At 37.5% G+C, this 16,917-nt stretch carries 16 protein-coding genes and 1 tRNA gene; 5 read left to right on the forward strand and 12 right to left on the reverse strand.

Annotation, left to right across the window (positions count from 1 at the left end; all coding sequences use genetic code 11):
* Position 1 precedes the first annotated feature (1 nt).
* From HXT60_RS02200 to HXT60_RS02215, 4 genes are all read left to right on the forward strand, one after another.
* The gene (locus tag HXT60_RS02200; protein WP_421791290.1) at positions 2 to 1,465 is read left to right on the forward strand and encodes a chloride channel protein; all 1,464 of its coding nucleotides are present in this window, start codon (positions 2 to 4) and stop codon (positions 1,463 to 1,465) included.
* Positions 1,466 to 1,500: 35 nt separating this feature from the next.
* Positions 1,501 to 2,112 carry an ATP-dependent Clp protease proteolytic subunit gene (locus tag HXT60_RS02205; protein ID WP_421791292.1) on the forward strand — a complete coding sequence of 204 codons (612 nt, stop codon included), beginning with the start codon at positions 1,501 to 1,503 and terminating at the stop codon, positions 2,110 to 2,112.
* Between the two features lie 6 nt (positions 2,113 to 2,118).
* Positions 2,119 to 2,787, forward strand: a complete 669-nt coding sequence (locus HXT60_RS02210; RefSeq protein WP_004121692.1) for an ATP-dependent Clp protease proteolytic subunit — start codon at positions 2,119 to 2,121, stop codon at positions 2,785 to 2,787.
* Positions 2,788 to 2,926: 139 nt separating this feature from the next.
* Positions 2,927 to 3,000, forward strand: a tRNA-Arg gene (locus tag HXT60_RS02215).
* Between the two features lie 151 nt (positions 3,001 to 3,151).
* Here the strand turns inward: HXT60_RS02215 and HXT60_RS02220 are convergent.
* From HXT60_RS02220 to HXT60_RS02275, 12 genes are all read right to left on the reverse strand, one after another.
* Positions 3,152 to 3,433: an HU family DNA-binding protein gene (locus tag HXT60_RS02220; protein ID WP_004112617.1), complete on the reverse strand. Its 282-nt coding sequence runs from the start codon at positions 3,431 to 3,433 to the stop codon at positions 3,152 to 3,154.
* 289 nt (positions 3,434 to 3,722) lie between these two features.
* Positions 3,723 to 6,158, reverse strand: a complete 2,436-nt coding sequence (locus HXT60_RS02225) for a lysylphosphatidylglycerol synthase transmembrane domain-containing protein (RefSeq protein WP_016812941.1) — start codon at positions 6,156 to 6,158, stop codon at positions 3,723 to 3,725.
* Between the two features lie 29 nt (positions 6,159 to 6,187).
* Positions 6,188 to 7,630, reverse strand: coding sequence for an adenylosuccinate lyase (gene purB / locus HXT60_RS02230; protein WP_004121686.1), 1,443 nt, complete (start codon positions 7,628 to 7,630; stop codon positions 6,188 to 6,190).
* 69 nt (positions 7,631 to 7,699) lie between these two features.
* Positions 7,700 to 9,370 (reverse strand): alpha/beta hydrolase, encoded by a 1,671-nt coding sequence (locus HXT60_RS02235; protein ID WP_421791411.1) that lies wholly within the window; start codon positions 9,368 to 9,370, stop codon positions 7,700 to 7,702.
* A 5-nt stretch (positions 9,371 to 9,375) separates the two neighbouring features.
* Positions 9,376 to 9,576 (reverse strand): hypothetical protein, encoded by a 201-nt coding sequence (locus HXT60_RS02240; protein ID WP_004118052.1) that lies wholly within the window; start codon positions 9,574 to 9,576, stop codon positions 9,376 to 9,378.
* Between the two features lie 117 nt (positions 9,577 to 9,693).
* The gene (locus HXT60_RS02245; RefSeq protein ID WP_014554651.1) at positions 9,694 to 10,308 is read right to left on the reverse strand and encodes a DUF6466 family protein; all 615 of its coding nucleotides are present in this window, start codon (positions 10,306 to 10,308) and stop codon (positions 9,694 to 9,696) included.
* Entirely contained in the window at positions 10,305 to 11,342 is a 1,038-nt protein-coding gene (locus tag HXT60_RS02250) for a vWA domain-containing protein (protein ID WP_004118050.1), read from the reverse strand. The genes HXT60_RS02245 and HXT60_RS02250 overlap by 4 nt, the downstream gene beginning before the upstream one ends.
* Complete coding sequence (locus HXT60_RS02255; RefSeq protein WP_019261540.1) at positions 11,339 to 12,529, reverse strand: vWA domain-containing protein; 1,191 nt, start codon at positions 12,527 to 12,529, stop codon at positions 11,339 to 11,341. Before HXT60_RS02255 ends, HXT60_RS02250 begins: the two co-directional genes overlap by 4 nt.
* Positions 12,526 to 13,059 (reverse strand): hypothetical protein, encoded by a 534-nt coding sequence (locus HXT60_RS02260; protein ID WP_415686200.1) that lies wholly within the window; start codon positions 13,057 to 13,059, stop codon positions 12,526 to 12,528. Before HXT60_RS02260 ends, HXT60_RS02255 begins: the two co-directional genes overlap by 4 nt.
* 12 nt (positions 13,060 to 13,071) lie before the next feature.
* Entirely contained in the window at positions 13,072 to 14,106 is a 1,035-nt protein-coding gene (locus HXT60_RS02265; protein ID WP_016812951.1) for a DUF58 domain-containing protein, read from the reverse strand.
* Entirely contained in the window at positions 14,103 to 15,257 is a 1,155-nt protein-coding gene (locus tag HXT60_RS02270; RefSeq protein ID WP_421791297.1) for an AAA family ATPase, read from the reverse strand. The genes HXT60_RS02265 and HXT60_RS02270 overlap by 4 nt, the downstream gene beginning before the upstream one ends.
* 61 nt (positions 15,258 to 15,318) lie before the next feature.
* Positions 15,319 to 16,029 carry a uracil-DNA glycosylase gene (locus HXT60_RS02275; protein ID WP_004118032.1) on the reverse strand — a complete coding sequence of 237 codons (711 nt, stop codon included), beginning with the start codon at positions 16,027 to 16,029 and terminating at the stop codon, positions 15,319 to 15,321.
* 146 nt (positions 16,030 to 16,175) lie between these two features.
* On the opposite strand from HXT60_RS02275, the gene HXT60_RS02280 reads away from it, so the two are divergent.
* The gene (locus HXT60_RS02280; protein WP_421791299.1) at positions 16,176 to 16,859 is read left to right on the forward strand and encodes a LytR C-terminal domain-containing protein; all 684 of its coding nucleotides are present in this window, start codon (positions 16,176 to 16,178) and stop codon (positions 16,857 to 16,859) included.
* Positions 16,860 to 16,917 lie beyond the last annotated feature (58 nt).

The following is a 16,917-nucleotide window of genomic DNA, read 5'->3' on the forward strand; positions in this document are numbered from 1 at the left end:
TATGGATAATAGTGCTAAAACTAAGCATGAATCTTGTTGCAGATTTGGCAAATTCGGCAAATCTTGCAAATTATTTAGTTTTGCAATTCGAGTAGTGCGTTTTGTTGCAGCTTCTATTGTTCTTGGCATTCTTATAGGCTTAGGTGCAACAATTCTTACGTTTATTCTTTATGCAGTACAATATATTGCCTTTGGCTCAATTGAATCTGCTAAAAACACTGTATTTTCAGCTCTTCCTTGGTATCGCTACGTGTTGTCTTGCACAATTGCGATGACTGTTGCTGCACTAGCTTGGTATTTTTTGCGAAAAAGAGAAAATCCTCCTCGAATCGTTACTATTCCACAAGCCGTTAGTGGCAGTAGAATGCCAATTTTTTCTACTATTGCACATGTTCTGCTACAAATCGGCATTGTTGGCTCTGGAATTTCAATCGGAAGGGAAGTAGCTCCTAGAGAATTAGCTGCAATGATTGCTCAGCGTTGCAGCAGTATTTTTCATGTGTCTTCCAAAACTCAGCGCATACTTGTTGCGTCTGCTGCAGGCGCTGGCTTGGCTGCAGTGTACCATGCGCCTTTAGCTGGCACCGTGCTTTCTTTAGGTTTGCTTAGTAAAACTCAAGGTTTTGGTTTTTATGCGTGGCTAAATCGCGAAAATGGCTCGCTAATAGATAATGCAGCTAAAAATATTGCGCGCTCGGAGCGTTTGCATTGCTTGCCTTTTGCTCTTGTTATGAATTATGTTGCTACGTTTGTTGCTGCATTTTTATTGCATCATTCTAGCTACTACAATATTCCGCAATTTTCTTGCGTGATTTCTTGGCAAATTTGCGTTTTAGCTGTTGCTGTTAGTGTGGTGTGCGGCTTAGTTGGTTACGTTTTTCGATCTGGCATTATTTGGTGTCGCTCTCATGCTTTGCGTGGCGTACAAATGCTGTGTTTTATGCCTGTAGCTGGCTTAGTTATTGGTGTTGCGGCTTGTTGGTTTCCGCATATTATGGGGAATGGTAGGTCGCTTTCTCAGCTTGCTTTTTCTGTAGCTAGTTTTCCGTATTTGGCAGAAAGTTCGCATATTGTGACTATTTTGTTGCTTCTTGCGCTAATTAAAATGCTTATGACTGTGCTTGTTTTGCGCTACGGTGCTTCTGGAGGCGTTTTGCAACCTAGTATTTCAACGGGTGCTTGCTTTGGTGTGATTTTATACGCTATTTTTTCAATGTCTGCGCTTTCGCAAGTTTTTGAGATTTCGCAAGTTTCTGCAATTTCTGTATCTATTATTGGCGCTGTTTCTTTACTTGCGTCTTCTAGAAAAGCTCCGATTATGGCGTGGCTTTTAGTTGCTGAATTAGTAAATGCGCCGTTTGCATTACTTTTTCTTATGCTATTTGCTGCAATTGTGTCCAATTGCGTAGCTAATTGTGTTGAGCGATTTATTTCGCATTTTTTTGCGGTCACGCGCACACGATAGTCTAGATATATTCAAAATGTTTGTAAGGAGATAAGGTGACTGAGCTGTTTACGGCTTCTACCATTATGCAAGAAGGGGAGCCACAAAATCCAATGGATTCGATTTTTAATCAACTTTTAAAGGATCGTATTATTTGGCTTGGTTCTGAAGTCAAGGATGAAAATGCTAATATCATCTGTGCACAGATGCTTATGCTAGCTGCGCAAGATCCTAAAAAAGATATTTGGCTTTATATAAATTCGCCTGGAGGGTCTATTACGGCAGGAATGGCAATTTATGATACTATGCAGCTTATTGAGCCAGATGTGGCTACTATTGCTGTGGGAATGGCTGCTTCTATGGGTCAGTTCTTACTGAGTTCTGGTACTCCTGGTAAGCGTTTTATTACATCTCATGCACGTGTTCTTATGCATCAGCCTTCTGGAGGCGTTGGTGGTACTGCAACTGACGTGCGTATTAATGCTGAGTTAATTATGGATATGAAGAAAACCCTTTCTGAGCTTACTGCACAGCAGACTGGCCATACAGTTGAAGAAATTTACCGTGACAATGAGTATGATCATTGGTTTACTGCGCAGCAGGCTTTGGAGTATGGTTTCGTGGATAAGATTGTCACCACTCCAGCTTCTATGCGTGGGGAGGAGTGATTTTATATGGCAAGTGAAGAAGCAAAGTTTGTTGCACGCGCCCAGCGTTTGGGTGGATTTGGTCAGACCAGTGGTGTGTTTACGAATCGTTATGTTTTGCCTCAATTTGGCGAGCAGACTCCTTATGGTATGAAAACTCAAGATCCTTACACTAAGCTTTTTGAAGATCGTATTATTTTCATGGGTGTACAAGTTGATGACACTTCTGCTGATGACATTATGGCTCAGCTCTTGGTTCTAGAAAGCATGGATCCAAACAGGGATGTAATGATGTACATTAACTCTCCAGGCGGTTCTATGACGGCTATGACGGCAATTTACGACACTATGCAGTATATTAAGCCAGATGTTCAGACGGTGTGTTTGGGGCAAGCTGCTTCGGCTGCTGCGATTTTGCTTGCAGCTGGTGCTGCTGGTAAGCGTATGATTCTGCCAAATGCTCGTGTTCTTATTCATCAGCCTGCTATGGGTCAGGATTTTGGTAAGGCTACTGAGATAGAGCTTCAGGCTAAGGAAATGTTGCGTTTGCGTGAATGGTTGGAATCCACTCTTGCAAAGCATACTGGTCAGGATATTGAGCGTATTCGTAAAGATATTGAGGTGGATACGATTCTTACGGCTCCTCAGGCTAAAGAATACGGTATGGTAGATGAAGTTCTTGAACATAGGTCTTAAGTAGTTTTTACTTTTTAGATTTTTATGTTTTAGCTGCAACCCTTGGCGACACGCCAAGGGTTGTGTTTTTGTGAATATGGTTGTATATTAGTCAAGTTGCCGAAAACAAGGGAACGATTTCCTAAGGCTTCGGAAACATGCGCCAGTAGCCCAACGGATTAGAGCATCTGACTACGGATCAGAAGGTTGCAGGTTCGAATCCTGTCTGGCGCACAGGTGGCGCGGTGATTTTCACCGCGTTTTTTTTTTATTCTGTTTTCCGTTTAACGCATCTAAATCATACTAGGTATAAAAAAACGAGGAACAAATCCAACTTTGGGAGCGTTCCTCGTTTGCTTGTAAGTCTTACGCTTATCGTTTAAACCTACTCAGTAACTGCCTTCTTGAGCAAAGAACCAGCGGAGATTCTAACACCGTAAGATGCAGGAATCTTAATGGTTTCGCCAGTGCGTGGGTTGCGGCCAGTGCGCTCAGCGCGCTTTACACGCTCAGCGGAGAACAGACCAGTGAGCTTCAAGCCTTCACCAGACTGCAAAGCCTCAACGAACACATCCTGGAATGCGTTGACAGCGGCCTCGGCCTGTGCCTTGGTAAGGTTGGACTTCTGAGCGATCTTCGAAACGAGATCAGACTTGTTGTATGCCATACAAGCATCCTTTGTGTTAGGGGCCTTCTCTTCCAAAGACCACTTTCACTCATAGATATTAATACATTTTCCCTACAAATGCGCGGTTTTTCGCCGTTTTTCCGAGATTTTTTTACGATTTTTTAGATTTTTTGCTTGATAAAATACTTTAAAATCGTAGAAATGCCTTATATAGGATTATTTATACTATTATCAACTAAATAATCTTATATAAATAAGAGAGTTTGTTTTCAAGATTTTAAGTAGACCATACTAAGCTGTCTAGCTTTTTAAGCATATGTTACATGGTCTAAACTAATCCGCGGTTACTAAGACTTTTCATAGCAAAAGCGCCTATTGGTATTCTTAGCCAGTAGAACATGAGTCTGTAAAGTAGGGTAGCAGATAATGCGATAGTTGGATGAATTCCAACTGAGGTAAAAGCAAAAGTAAGTGAAGCTTCAACAGCTCCCAATCCACCTGGTGTAGGAACAGCGGAACCAGCAGTATTGGCAACTAGGAACAGTAGCACTGTTTCCCAAGGGTTTGCATAGTAGCCGAAAGCAAGAAGAGCTACCCAATATCCCAGTCCTGTTGCAAAAACAAGAATAAGACCGCCTACAGTGCCTTTAATGAGCTGTTTAGGGCTACTTATTAGCTCTTTAATCTGTTTACCATAATCTGAAAGAATAGGAAGATATCTTTTACGTATAAATTTTCGAATAGGTGTAATAATCATAAAAGTGCATATGATTAGCGTTACTATTCCTATTACTGTTATGAGCATGTGTGTAGGAATCATTCCAGAAAGCACATTTTTACCAGTAAAAATGCCTACGCAGAACATAACTAAAGCTGTAACAAGTGCTTGTAAAAGCCAAACTGCACTTGTAATGGCTGTGGCTTGAGCAGCCGAATACCCATTCTTTTTTATAATTTGCATGTTCACAAAGGCTGGTCCTACGCCAGCTGGCATGGAAACAGCTGTAAACCCAGAAGCAGCTTGTGATGTAAACAGGACGCCAGCAGAAGGGCGTGAATCGTCCATAAAAGATCCAACTGTAATCGCAGAACCTACCCAAGCTAGCAAGCTGAACGCAAAGCATAATAGAACCATTAATGTATCCGCGCGTTTAAGAGCAGATACAATTTCTTGAGGATGCCACTGTGTTGCAATAGCAGCCAGAGCTGCAACAATAAGAATCAGCGTAACGAAGAATCTAATATTAAAACGAGCTAATCGCACTGTATCATAATCTTCGTCATCTGTGTGCTCGCATACCTTTTCACCTAGCTTAGTTTTAAGTTCTTCAAATAATTTCTTATTCCAAGACGTTAATGCTCTAGTTGATGAAGGAATGGCAGCTTTTTGCATAAAAGGCATTATTTGCGCTAGTTTATCTGCGCCCCAAGTATTCATAGCAGCTTCTATAGCGCTACTTGTATCAATGCATGTTGCGATTATTGATAAAAGTTGTACTTTGTCTAAAGCAATATTGGTGTCGTCACTAGCCACATCGCCATTTTGCCATCCTGCAATAACTGGAGTTCCATCTTCTAGTCTTGCAAGTGTTTCTGGGCTTATTCTTCTATGTGTTATTCCTCGATTGTTTGCAATATCGAGGTAGCGCATAAGTCTTTCCGCATCTTTAATTGTAAGTGTGTTTAAATTGCATGGCACAAGTACATTATCGGTGTGGAATACCATTATTGAAGATTTTCCACAATCTGTTACTCCATAAACGTTTGCTGTAGCTAAGTGCAAGCTTCTAAGAACGAGAAGCATTGAAAGATGATGATGTATGGAGTGCCTTGCAGAACGATCTCGTCTAACTGGTATATCTATTAGCTTAATCCATTGCCATAGCTGATTTAGATATCCTGGCAAGTGAACCTGATTATCTAGAACCGAAATTACGTATCTTGTTCCATGAATATCAATCGCATCGTATAGCCTTGAATTTTCAATCAGATCGTCATCAAGGCTAGATTTCAGAACACCATTATGGTCTGTAGTTAGTGTACGTCTGTTTAATTGAACAAGATGAGTAATTCCAATATTTTCTAATGCGTCAACTATATCTTTTCCCCAAGCACCTTTGCTGCGAGTGCCTTTAATAAATCTGATTATTGTACCTATGGCGCGACCAATACACCAAGATGTTAAAACTCCTGTTAGTGAATGCCACGATGTGACTATTAGTATAGGTGAAGCAATTATTAATGCTTTCCAAGATATTCTTACGACTTTACTATCTCGTCTAGGACCACTAACGGTTAAAAAAGCAACTATTACAGCGTATATGTCTGGCAATAATTCAGTACCGTGACTGCTGGAAATCGAATTAAATGATGTAAATAGTGGAGCATTATTTAAAGCAGTGAGAAGATAAGAAATATACCATACTAGCGGATATGTTAATAGCAAGGTTAGTGTAGATATCGTTGTGTCAATCCAACGCCTTGCATTGATCATAGAAATTACTACGCTAGCTACGATGGCGATTGTAATTGCTTGCTGGAAAAGAGAAGATGGTAATCCAGTTACAATCCACACAATAATTTTTCCAGCGTTTTTTGCATCGTGTTCTACGCCTGCGGTTGTGCCAGAAAAACACATTGTAAACAGTACAACCGCAGTTCCTAATGCAAGAGATATAATCGCGTAAATCAAGTCGGCCCAATTACGAACTAATTTAGGCCTCGTGTCATTAATAACCAAATTTTCTTCTACTTGCGATTGCATAATCACACCGTTTATTTATTAAATAAAATTTATCGAATAAAATCAACTAGCCTAGATGCAATACCAGTATAAGATTCTGGTGTAAGAGCTTTTAACCTATTTGCTGTTTCTGTATCAAAGTTTCTAGAAGATATAAACTTTTCAACATCTTGCCTAGAAATACTATGTCCGCGCATTAATTCTTTAACTTGCTCATATGGGCGTTCCATTCCTTCTACGCCAGCAATTTCTTGAGCTCTCATAGCAGTTTGGATTGGCTCTCCAAGAACTTCCCAGTTGCTGTTAAGCTCTTCACTCATCATTTGCGTGTTTGGATGAATCGACTTTAAGCCTCCAAGAAGATTGTTTAAAGCAAGAAGAGCGTAGCCAAATGCGGATCCAACGTTTCGTTGAGTAGTTGAATCCGTTAAGTCTCGCTGCCAACGGCTTTCGGTAAGAGTTGCGCAAAGAGTGTCGAAAAGTGCGCAAGAAATCTCAAGATTTGCTTCCGCGTTTTCAAATCGAATAGGATTCACTTTGTGAGGCATTGTGGAAGATCCTGTAGCTCCTTTAACTGGAACTTGTACAAAAACTCCGCGAGAAATGTACATCCACACGTCTACAGCAAGATTGTGAAGAATATGGTTAATATGACTTACTGTGCTGTAAAGCTCTGCTTGCCAATCGTGACTTTCGATTTGCGTTGTAAGAGGATTGAAGCAAAGACCCATTCTATTTTCTACAAATTCTTTAGAAACGCTAAGCCAATCGACATTAGGGAAAGCTGCAAGGTGAGCGCCAAAAGTTCCAGTAGCACCGTTTATTTTTCCAAGATATTCTTGGCAGCTAAGGTGTTTTAGCTGTCGATTTAGCCTGTAAACAAACACGGCAAGCTCTTTACCTAAAGTTGTAGGAGTGGCAGGCTGACCGTGAGTGAGCGATAGCATTGGCATATCTCTATACTCTTGTGCTTTTTGAGTTAAGTAATCAACAATAGCTTTCAAATTTGGCGTGTATACGTTTTCAACCGCATTTTTTACACACCTAGCTATAGAAAGATTGTTTATATCTTCACTCGTGCATGCGAAATGAACTAATGTTTTAAGATTGCTAAGCTGGGTTTTATGCCCTAATACTTGCTCTGCTTTGTCTAACTCGTCGTCAATGTAGTATTCAACAGCTTTAACGTCGTGATGTGTTATAGCTTCGTGAGCTGCATGGCGTTTTATTCCTTCTGCTCCAAAATTTTCTGGAATTGCACGCAAATAATCGCATTCTTCATCTGTTAAAGGATTTACGCCGTCTACAATGGTTTTGAATCCATTTCCCTTGTATCCGTTTGCTAAAAGTATCATCCATTCAACCTCTACGCGCATGCGCTCGCGGTTTAAGGCTGGTTCGCTTAGAAATTCTACAAGATCAACAGTTTGATTGTGGTATCTTCCGTCTAGCGGAGTCAAAGCAATAGCAGGGCAAATATCAGTAAGCTTCATACTTTAAAGGTTACAGCATGGCATGAAACTACTAGGTGTTTTGGGTGGTTATTAGTTAATGGCTCATAGTTAATGGCTCATAATTCCTTGCCATAGTGTTGTTTCTTCTAATTCGTCACCTAGTGTTTTTCTAAAATGCTCTTCTTGCATTCGTATTTCTTTAGATCCAAGTTGATGGGCATCTTCATAAGCTGCTTTATGATAATTCAAATCATGCGTGAGTGTTCCTTCTTCTGGTACATTTTTTACTAAGATTCCATCTTTTTCAAAAAGTTTTTCATTTTTATAACTTTTAGTTCTGTATTGTTTATTGTTTTTCTTATTATTTTCTTTATTTTTGTTTTGTGATTTTATTCTATTTGCAACAAGTGAATTGTATATTGCATTATGAGCTGTTTCAGGGGCTATTGTGGCATTGTGGGCAATAGCGCTTTTCTTTGCAGTTCCATGTATTGTAACCCAATTATTTCTATTTGGATTAGATGCGCCATCTAATGTAGGAACTAGTTCGTCTTCCATTTCTATGCTTGTGACCCAAGTTTTATTTGGTATTGGATGGTTTGCTATTGGAGATCCAGCAGTTACGACGTGTTTTATGTTGTATTGTTTTGAGTAATCGCTAGCTATGCTTGCAGCTACAATTCCTCCTTGTGAATGCCCAACAAGAATAACTGAGTCTTTTGCTTTAATTCCGCTTTTCCTCATGGCTTCTATAACCATTCTTGTGCTGTCTGCATTTTGTCTTACGTTTTTAGAACTACTCATAACTTCTGCGTTTTGTGGCCATCCAAAAGGAGATTTTGGTTTGCCATCTGTTCCAGGTATTGTAACAAGCCAAGATATGCTACCGTCTTTTTTCTTAAAGCGTTGTATTGCTATTGTTGCTGCATCTGCGTTTATTTTAGGCGGTTTTACGCCAAGGTTTCCATTTGAAAGATCTGTTAGATTTCCAAGAGCTTGACTAATATTACTTCCTCTATAATGCAATATTTTTGAATATTCTCTGTGAGGTAATCTAATTTTTGTTACTTTAAGATTATTCCCTTGTTTTGCATAGTTGATTTTTGCGCTAAACAAGCTTAATGCACTTGCAAGCTTAGAAATTGGATCGTTTGAATGCTTATTTGAATTTCTTTCTTGAATACTAGAAATAAAATGCACAGGAATTCCCGTTACAGGGTTTATTAGAATATGTTTAGAAAATCCTCTAATAAAGCCTTGTTGAATTGGTGCAGTTTCATGACTCCATTTAGAAAAGTTTTTCATACCGCTTTTTTGAGTCATATCTAAAAGTATGCTAAATCCTACGCTTGCAAAGAATGGTATTGCTGTAACAGGAAAGATACTTGTACCAATCGATACAAGATTATCTAAGTTTTCTCTATTTTTATATTCTGCATTAGAATATAGATTGTTTGCTCTGATTATTAGAGAAGATAATTCATCAAGTTTATTTGATAACGATTCACATTGGCTTGATTTTATTCTGCATTCTGCAGGATCCAATATAGGTTGTAAAGAATCGTCATTAAAATATCCGTTAAAATTTTTGTTATTTTCAGAGAAAACAGACGATTTTTGGTTTTCAATCTGCATCGCAACTTGCATCCAGCTTGTGCTTAACGAGTGGAAATCGTTGGATAGTTCTTGTAATTTTGCGGATTTTGTTTTGTATTCGCTAGCATCAGCTACGCTAATGGTTTTCCCACCTGTTATTGTTGATTTAACTCTCCAAGGCATTAAATTCACCTCCATAAGTTGATTTTTGAGTTAATAGAGCTAATTTCGCATGCTTTTTTGGCAACATTAAACATTTCTTCATTGAACGCGTTTGCGGCTTTTCCATGCCAATCTTTAAGAGTATTTGAATGTGCTTCTCCAAGCACGCTGTTAGAACATTGTTCTGTTCTTGCTATCAGCCAGTAATAATTATTAAATGTATGCATACAAAGTATTACACACAATATTTTTTAAATAGTCACGAAAAATCTTTTAATGTGGTTAAAGGTTCCAAAATATTGAAATATAAGGGTTTATATTATATTAGATATTTTTTATTACCTTTACCACGGCTTGTTACTTGAATCTTCTTGTTTAGAAGACTTTGTTTTTCCGGACTTACTATTTGAATCATTATTGCTGTAATCTTTTTCGGATTGGTTTATTTGATTCTGGTCTTGATCTTTTTGATTGTTTTGTTTTAATAAGTCTTCGACCTTCTTTTTTTGAGAATCGCTTAAACTAGAATTCCCAGATTTGTCCTGCAAATTATTTTTTTGGTTTCGGTCATTATAGTTGGATTGAGTACTAGAATCAGTATTCTTTTTATCTTCATCAATTTGTTTTTGTAAGAATCTAGTAAGTCTTTTAGATATTAGTGCGTTGTGTTCAATACTATTTTTTATGTGAGGTAAAAGAATAGTGTATGGCGATTTTGCTTCGCTAAATTGATCATCAACCTGTTTTTGAGATACGAGCAATATTTCTCTATCTGCATCAACTTTTTTTGACGCTTTTATGTTATTTATTAGTGATTTTGTGGCAGAATTATACGTTGATTCTGCTTTAAGATTAGTAATAGACAAATAAGCTGATATAGCGCATAAGGCTATAACAATAGAAGATAAAGTAACAAGAGAAAATCTTAGGAGTGACTTAGGTGTGATTCTGCTAATCATATAAGCTTCCTTGATTTTGTAATCCAGCATGATAATTCCCAAAGAATCAATATGCTTGCAAGAATAGCAAAAGGCCAAACGATTGGCTCAGGTCTAAGTCTCGGCTTAACAGTATTGTTCTGTCTCCATTGTTTAGAAAGAATATTTTTTGCTTCTAATCCAATAGAGTGATTTTTGCTAGAGTCAACATATTTTCCACTAACCTCATCAGCTATATTCTTAAGATTCTGCGGATCCATCTTAGATATTCCAGGTTTTCCAGTAGATGGGTCAATAATCCATTTACCAGATTGTTTTGTAGAAGAATCTGTAGAATTTATATCATCTAAATCATTTAGCTTAGTGGTGGTATTTGGGATTTTTCCGCCATTTTTAGAACCTACGCCAATAACATAAGCATGATTCACGTATCCGCGTAGAGATGAGAATGTTCTACGCTTTCTAGAAGTTGTTTCTTCTCCATCGCTTATTAAATATAAAACTGTAACGTCTTGCGGATGAGCGTCATGAATTGCCTTAGCTTCAAGAAGAGTTTTATCTAGTGGAGCATCCAAACTAGTTCCATTTGAAACTCCAACAGGTTCAGTGTTGATAGTATCAACCCAATTTTCAATTGCATTAGAATCTGGCGTAAGTGGAACATCAACACTAGAAGACGCTCCAAACCTAATAGCAGTAAAACTTGCGTTTATGTAATTATTTGTAATTTGTTTTATTATTTGTTTTGCAGAATTAAACCTAGTGGTTGTGTTGTTGTTTAAATCCTTAGAATCATTAACATTCATAGAGCCAGTAACATCTAAAACAAATATAACATTTGTAGCATTAAGAGAGCGTTGCAAAGTGCTTTTCATAACACAAGGGCATAATGCACAAATAGCTAGAAGAACGCATATTAACACTCTTCTAACCCTCATATAAATTGTCTCGTCCGAACTAAGGTTTTTGCGATTAATTGGGAAAATTTCGTATAATGCCAAAATGCCAAGAATCGCAATAGCAACTAGCGAAATCCAACTAAAAGATATTTTCATCGTTTTATCCTTCTCGCTGAAATAAGCCAGAGAGTTACAAAAATAACCGCAAATATTGTTACAATACTAGGATCATCGCTTAACGCTGATTGTGTAGAGTCCTTTTGCATAATTGTGTGTTGCTGTTCAATTTTACGTACCAAAGCTAAAACAGAATCAGAATTATGCTGAGTTAAGAAAATGCCACCATTTTTTTCAATAAGTTCACGCATCTGATTAGTAGTGTTCTCATTTTCGCTTTGAGTAGATCCAGAATACAATCCATCGACTTGAATATTAGCTCGCTTTGTTAAATCTAAAGCTTGCTTAAGAGAGTAAACTGGTTTTCCAGAAACAACATTATCTGTAGCTAAAACAATAGATGCACTACGATTAAGACGATTATGAGGTTTTTGGGAGTTGCTAGAAGAACCATATACAACTCCAGGAATCATTGCAGCGCAACTAACAAGACCGTCGCCAATTAACGATGTTGCTTCTTTTCGGTTTTGCGTACCATCAAGCCACGTGGAAATCTGCTGATACTGCTTTTGTTGCATATTGTCGATTTTGTCTTGTGTTTGAACTCCATCCAACAGCTTAGAGGCGTATTGCAACTGTTTTTTAACAAGTGAATAATCGTCTGTAAGAGGAAAAACAGTTCTAGAAGTTGAATTAAAAATACTCAAACCAATGCGCTCGCCTTGAAAATGCTCAACAAATTTCAAATAAGCGTTAATAACTTCCAAATCATACGGCAGAGTAGATCCAGAAACATCCAAGCATAGAACAATATCTCTGGAGCTTGATTGTTCGTTTGCGTTTAAAACTCTTGAAGGTCTAGAGCTGAGAATTGTAGTGCATATAAGAGCTAGGATAAGCATTATAAAAGAGAATTTGCGAAGAATATTCCATAGTCTCCATTTTCTAGCACATAAACTTCCTTGCAAATCCTCGTCTAAAGTAAATGTTCTCAAAAAGCTTGATTCTAAAATGTTTCTTGAATTGTACGAATGATTCTTTAAGCTGTGTCGTTTAACCTCGCTAATCACTAATACAGTTATAAGAATTATTACGCTTGCTAAAACACCAAAAAATAGGACTATTGGCCATTTAAGTCGCATAGAGAAAATAGATGAAACTAGTGTTGAATAGTTATATATTTGGCAGTTACATAATGTTGAGAATGATAATGTGGAGAATGTCATCTTTTATTCTCCTTTGTTTTCCAACTTTCTAGCAGAATAAGAACCCATCTTGCACCTTGATCCACATCTGTATTTTTAGCTTGATTATTATATGTGCTATCTGCAAATTCAGGAGGATATAATGCTGCGATTGTTTGTCTTAAAAGATCTGCTCCATGAGTGTTTTTCCAAGATTTTCTAAGTGAACTGATTTCTCCAAGTGTATGCGATTTAATATTTTCGCCACTCATTATGGAAACATATTGTCTAGCTATTTGCGCTAATTTTGCAAAAGCCTGATCTTTCTCAATTTTATTTTCATGATATTGGCTTACCACTAAATCAATCTTTTTACGCCATTCTTGCTTATTGGCATTCAATGTATGAGCAGCATTTTTAACTTTTTGCTTAGAATCCACTTTAGTGTTTATTTTATAAATTGCAGCATATAGAACTACGAAAGCAGCGCATGCGATTATTAGACTTAAGCCAATAAATGCGAATAGCATTGAATCATCGTTTAGAATTTTATTAACATCAAGAATACTCATCGACTTACCCCACTAACTCAAGCGTAAATCTTTATTTCTTTTAGCGCCAGAAAACATACTCTGTAAGGTAGCTTTCGATATAAATTTCGTCGAAGAATGGAATATTTGTTCACTAGAAGAACCGCGTATAAGCGATGATCCCGTGTTATTTAGAATTTCGTGCAATGCGTTATTGACAAAAGCTCTATGTGTATTAACTTCTTTAGCGCAAGAATCATCTTTTAAGAATGCTGGAATTTCTCGCATTGTTGTACCGTCAATTATTGGCGTGACTTTATATGAATTAAATGGATTAATTGGACATATTGTTACCACGATCAATGAGTGTAGTCTTGAAATTTTTTGCAAATCATCAAAATGTTTTGACGAAATTGCATATTCATCCGTGATAATTACTATTAATCCGCGTGATTGATTAATTGAATTAGCAAAATTTATGATCGTATTTGTATCTCTAAGTTTTTTACGTGTTTTATATATATTTTTATCCAAATTACGTTCAAAATCAGGAAGATTCCTAGATGAAGGAATCTTTATAATATCGTTACCGTCAAATAAAACGCAGTTTAATGAATCGTTACGTTTTATACTTAAAGATGCAAAGAAACACGCTGAATTAGAAGCTGCCTCGTACAAATACTCGTTAAGTCCATTACAAGAACATGAAGCATTCATGTTTGCGCTAGAATCTACAAGAATCCAAGTCTTAGAAGAACAGTTTCTTTCTCTAGAAGAAACCATTGGCTCGCCAAGTCTAGCGCTAGCTTTCCAGTTCATCATTCTAGCTTCATCACCAGGCTGCCATGAGTGAATGTCAACTAAATCACCATTTCCAAAGTTATGATTGGACGGATGCTCTCCTTCAAAAACGCCCAACGATTTTTTGGCTACAGGTAAATTCAGACGATTATCTAATTCTTCAATCTTTCGCCTAATCTTTTTAGCAGAATTTGAAACTAATAAGCTTCTTTTAGTATCTTGTACCACAAAATCAGATTTTGTAAAAGATTTTAACATTCTTGTAAAAAACGGATTTGCAAAGATCATGGTGCAGGAACCGTTTTCACTATTGCGTCAATAATCTGATCACTTGTAATAGAATCAGCTAAAGCTTCAAAAGTAAGAAGAATCCTGTGTCTAAGAACATCATGAGCAAACTTTTTAACGTCTTCCGGTATTACGTAATCTCTTCCAGAAAGCAAAGCCTGTGCTTGACCGATACGGATTAACGCGATAGAAGCTCTAGGGCTTGCGCCCATTCTAACTAGAGAAGAAATAGTTTTAAGAGGGTGACTACCTTCTCCTCTAGAAGTTGCAACAATATCTACTGCATACTTCATAACTGCTTCCGAAACATGTACTCTGCGAGTTGCCGATCTTAAGAAAGTGACATCCTGAAGGCTAATCTTTTGATTATTTAAAGATTCTGGATTGAAAACGTCACTACCTCTATTGGTTAAAAGCTTCAGCATACTAACTTCTTCCTTGAAGGAAGGATACGACATAATTGCTTTAATCATAAAGCGATCCATTTGTGCTTCTGGAAGATTAAAAGTTCCTTCTTCTTCAATAGGGTTTTGTGTAGCGATAACCATAAAAGGCTGAGGAAGATTAATGCGTTCTCCACCAATAGTTGTGGCGCCTTCTGCCATTGCTTCAAGCATAGCGGATTGTGTTTTTGCGTTAGAACGATTAATTTCATCTAGAAGAATTACGTTAGCGTGAATAGGTCCAATTTGTGTTGTGAATCTTTGAGAAGCGAAGTCAAAAACTTGTGTTCCAACCAAATCTGCTGGCATTAAATCAGGAGTGCATTGCACTCTTTTGAAACTTCCAGACATTGCTGTAGCAAGAGTCTGAGCCGCTGTGGTTTTAGCCAATCCAGGAACGGACTCAATAAGAATATGTCCTCCAGCAGCAAGAGTTAAAATAAGTGATTCTCTGAGAGAATCCTGTCCAACAAGTGTTTGTGCAAACCTAGAACGAAGAATATCAGCGATCTGTTGAGCTCGTTTAATATCTTCATTAGAAACACCAGCAGATACTGGTTGATTTATAGAGTCAACAATTTGATTAGCTATTGTATTGCTGACCATTGTATTGTTAGGTGTAACTGCACGTGGTTGTGGAGGAAGATTAAATACGCCAGTATTAGCGTTATCGTTTTGTTTGCTTGGTTGTGGAGGGAATAATGCCATGCGTTTCATTCTAACTGATGTTTACTACTTTAGATGATTTTACTACTTTAAATAATCTTTACTATTCGCTAGGGAGAGTCCAATCTATTGGTGTTGATCCTAACGATATTAAAGCCTGGTTTGCTCTTGAAAATGGACGAGAACCAAAGAATCCTCTAGAGGCAGAAAGAGGACTTGGGTGAGGGGATTGAATAATGATTGCGTTTGTAAGAAGAGGAGCAAGACTTTGAGCATTTCTTCCCCACAAAATTGCAACCAGAGGAATATGCTTGCCGTTATTATCTACACGGTTATTCAATGCGGTAATAGCTGCATCGGTAATTTCTTCCCAGCCCTTTCCCTGATGACTATTAGGTCTACCTACTTCAACGCTAAGGCACCTGTTTAGTAGCATAACGCCTTTTTGAGTCCACGGTGTTAAGTCACCATTCTTTGGCATTGGTACATTTAAATCACTAACTAATTCTTTATAAATATTAATAAGACTTTTAGGTAATGGTTTAACGTTTGGAGCAACGCAGAAACTAAGTCCTACAGGATGACCTGGAGTAGGATATGGGTCTTGACCAACAATAAGAACCTTTATTTCTTTAAAAGGTATTGTAAAAGCTCTGAGAATATTGTGACTTTCTGGCAGGAATCGCCTCCCGTTAGATAGTTCATCTCTTAAAAAGTCTCCCATTTTGTGAACTTGTGGTTCTACTGGTTCAAGAGCGTCTGCCCAATCTGGGTCTATTAAATCGTGTAAAGACTTTCGCTGTTTAATCTCCATGGTTAATAACTTTAAAACATAAATGACAAATATGTGCAGCAAATAATAATAATTTTTTATATTTCCATTTATCTTATGTTTTGTGCGAGGCATTCGCTAGTATGTATTCCATACTGTTTTAATGATTTTTTGGAAGGGATACAATTATGGCGAACAATAGCCAGAACGTGTCATTCACGACTGATGATTTCGATAATCCACCAGAAGGTCCTGTTGGAGTACATCGTGGAAATCGCACGTGGTATGCTGTATTGTTCCCATATGTTGTTGTGCTAGTTGTTGCTGTTGTGTTGGGTCTTCTGGCATGGGCGGTTATGTCTGGAGAAATCAACAATATCCATATGCCTTGGAGTGCAAATAATTCAGCAATTTCCAAGTCTTCTAATGGCAGTAAAAATGGCAAAATTGATGAGAGCAAGAGTAAATCTGACAAAGCTGATGGCGATGATTCAGACGAGGATAAAGATCCAGAAGAAACAGATAAGTCAGATAAAAAACAAGATAAAGAAGATAAGAATTCTTCTAAAGACTCTAATGCTAACAATGACTCTTCGACAGCAGATATTAACAAGGCAGTTCAAGTAAAAGTTGTTAATGCAACTAAAATTCAGGGTCATGCAGCTCAAGAAGCTGAAAAGCTTAAGCAAGCTGGTTATGCAAATGTAGAAGCTGCAAATCCTAAAGGTAATGTTCCTTCGGATTCTGTTGTTTGGTACAAGGGAGATGAAAATCGTGCTGCTGCACAAGATGTTGCTAAAACTTTGGGTATTAGCAATGTTGAGGCAACTAGTGAAATAACTACCACAATAGTTGTTGTTTTGTGCAAGTAAATTACGATTTACTCATTTTGCAATAAATTTCAATAATAAATAATTTCTTAAATAGTCA

Origin of the sequence: Gardnerella sp. KA01002, from assembly GCF_049244015.1 — a bacterium.
Taxonomy (GTDB): Bacteria; Actinomycetota; Actinomycetes; order Actinomycetales; family Bifidobacteriaceae; genus Bifidobacterium; species Bifidobacterium vaginale.

Excerpts from the sequence above, each read along its gene's own strand:
- HXT60_RS02280 (WP_421791299.1), top strand. The coding sequence starts at position 16,176 with ATGGCGAACAATAGCCAGAACGTGTCATTCACGACTGATGATTTCGAT.
- HXT60_RS02200 (WP_421791290.1), top strand. The coding sequence starts at position 2 with ATGGATAATAGTGCTAAAACTAAGCATGAATCTTGTTGCAGATTTGGC.
- HXT60_RS02270 (WP_421791297.1), bottom strand. The coding sequence starts at position 15,257 with ATGGCATTATTCCCTCCACAACCAAGCAAACAAAACGATAACGCTAAT.
- HXT60_RS02210 (WP_004121692.1), top strand. The coding sequence starts at position 2,119 with ATGGCAAGTGAAGAAGCAAAGTTTGTTGCACGCGCCCAGCGTTTGGGT.
- HXT60_RS02235 (WP_421791411.1), bottom strand. The coding sequence starts at position 9,370 with ATGCCTTGGAGAGTTAAATCAACAATAACAGGTGGGAAAACCATTAGC.
- HXT60_RS02245 (WP_014554651.1), bottom strand. The coding sequence starts at position 10,308 with ATGATTAGCAGAATCACACCTAAGTCACTCCTAAGATTTTCTCTTGTT.
- HXT60_RS02240 (WP_004118052.1), bottom strand. The coding sequence starts at position 9,576 with ATGCATACATTTAATAATTATTACTGGCTGATAGCAAGAACAGAACAA.
- purB (WP_004121686.1), bottom strand. The coding sequence starts at position 7,630 with ATGAAGCTTACTGATATTTGCCCTGCTATTGCTTTGACTCCGCTAGAC.
- HXT60_RS02260 (WP_415686200.1), bottom strand. The coding sequence starts at position 13,059 with ATGAGTATTCTTGATGTTAATAAAATTCTAAACGATGATTCAATGCTA.
- HXT60_RS02250 (WP_004118050.1), bottom strand. The coding sequence starts at position 11,342 with ATGAAAATATCTTTTAGTTGGATTTCGCTAGTTGCTATTGCGATTCTT.
- HXT60_RS02255 (WP_019261540.1), bottom strand. The coding sequence starts at position 12,529 with ATGACATTCTCCACATTATCATTCTCAACATTATGTAACTGCCAAATA.
- HXT60_RS02265 (WP_016812951.1), bottom strand. The coding sequence starts at position 14,106 with ATGATCTTTGCAAATCCGTTTTTTACAAGAATGTTAAAATCTTTTACA.
- HXT60_RS02275 (WP_004118032.1), bottom strand. The coding sequence starts at position 16,029 with ATGGAGATTAAACAGCGAAAGTCTTTACACGATTTAATAGACCCAGAT.
- HXT60_RS02220 (WP_004112617.1), bottom strand. The coding sequence starts at position 3,433 with ATGGCATACAACAAGTCTGATCTCGTTTCGAAGATCGCTCAGAAGTCC.
- HXT60_RS02225 (WP_016812941.1), bottom strand. The coding sequence starts at position 6,158 with ATGCAATCGCAAGTAGAAGAAAATTTGGTTATTAATGACACGAGGCCT.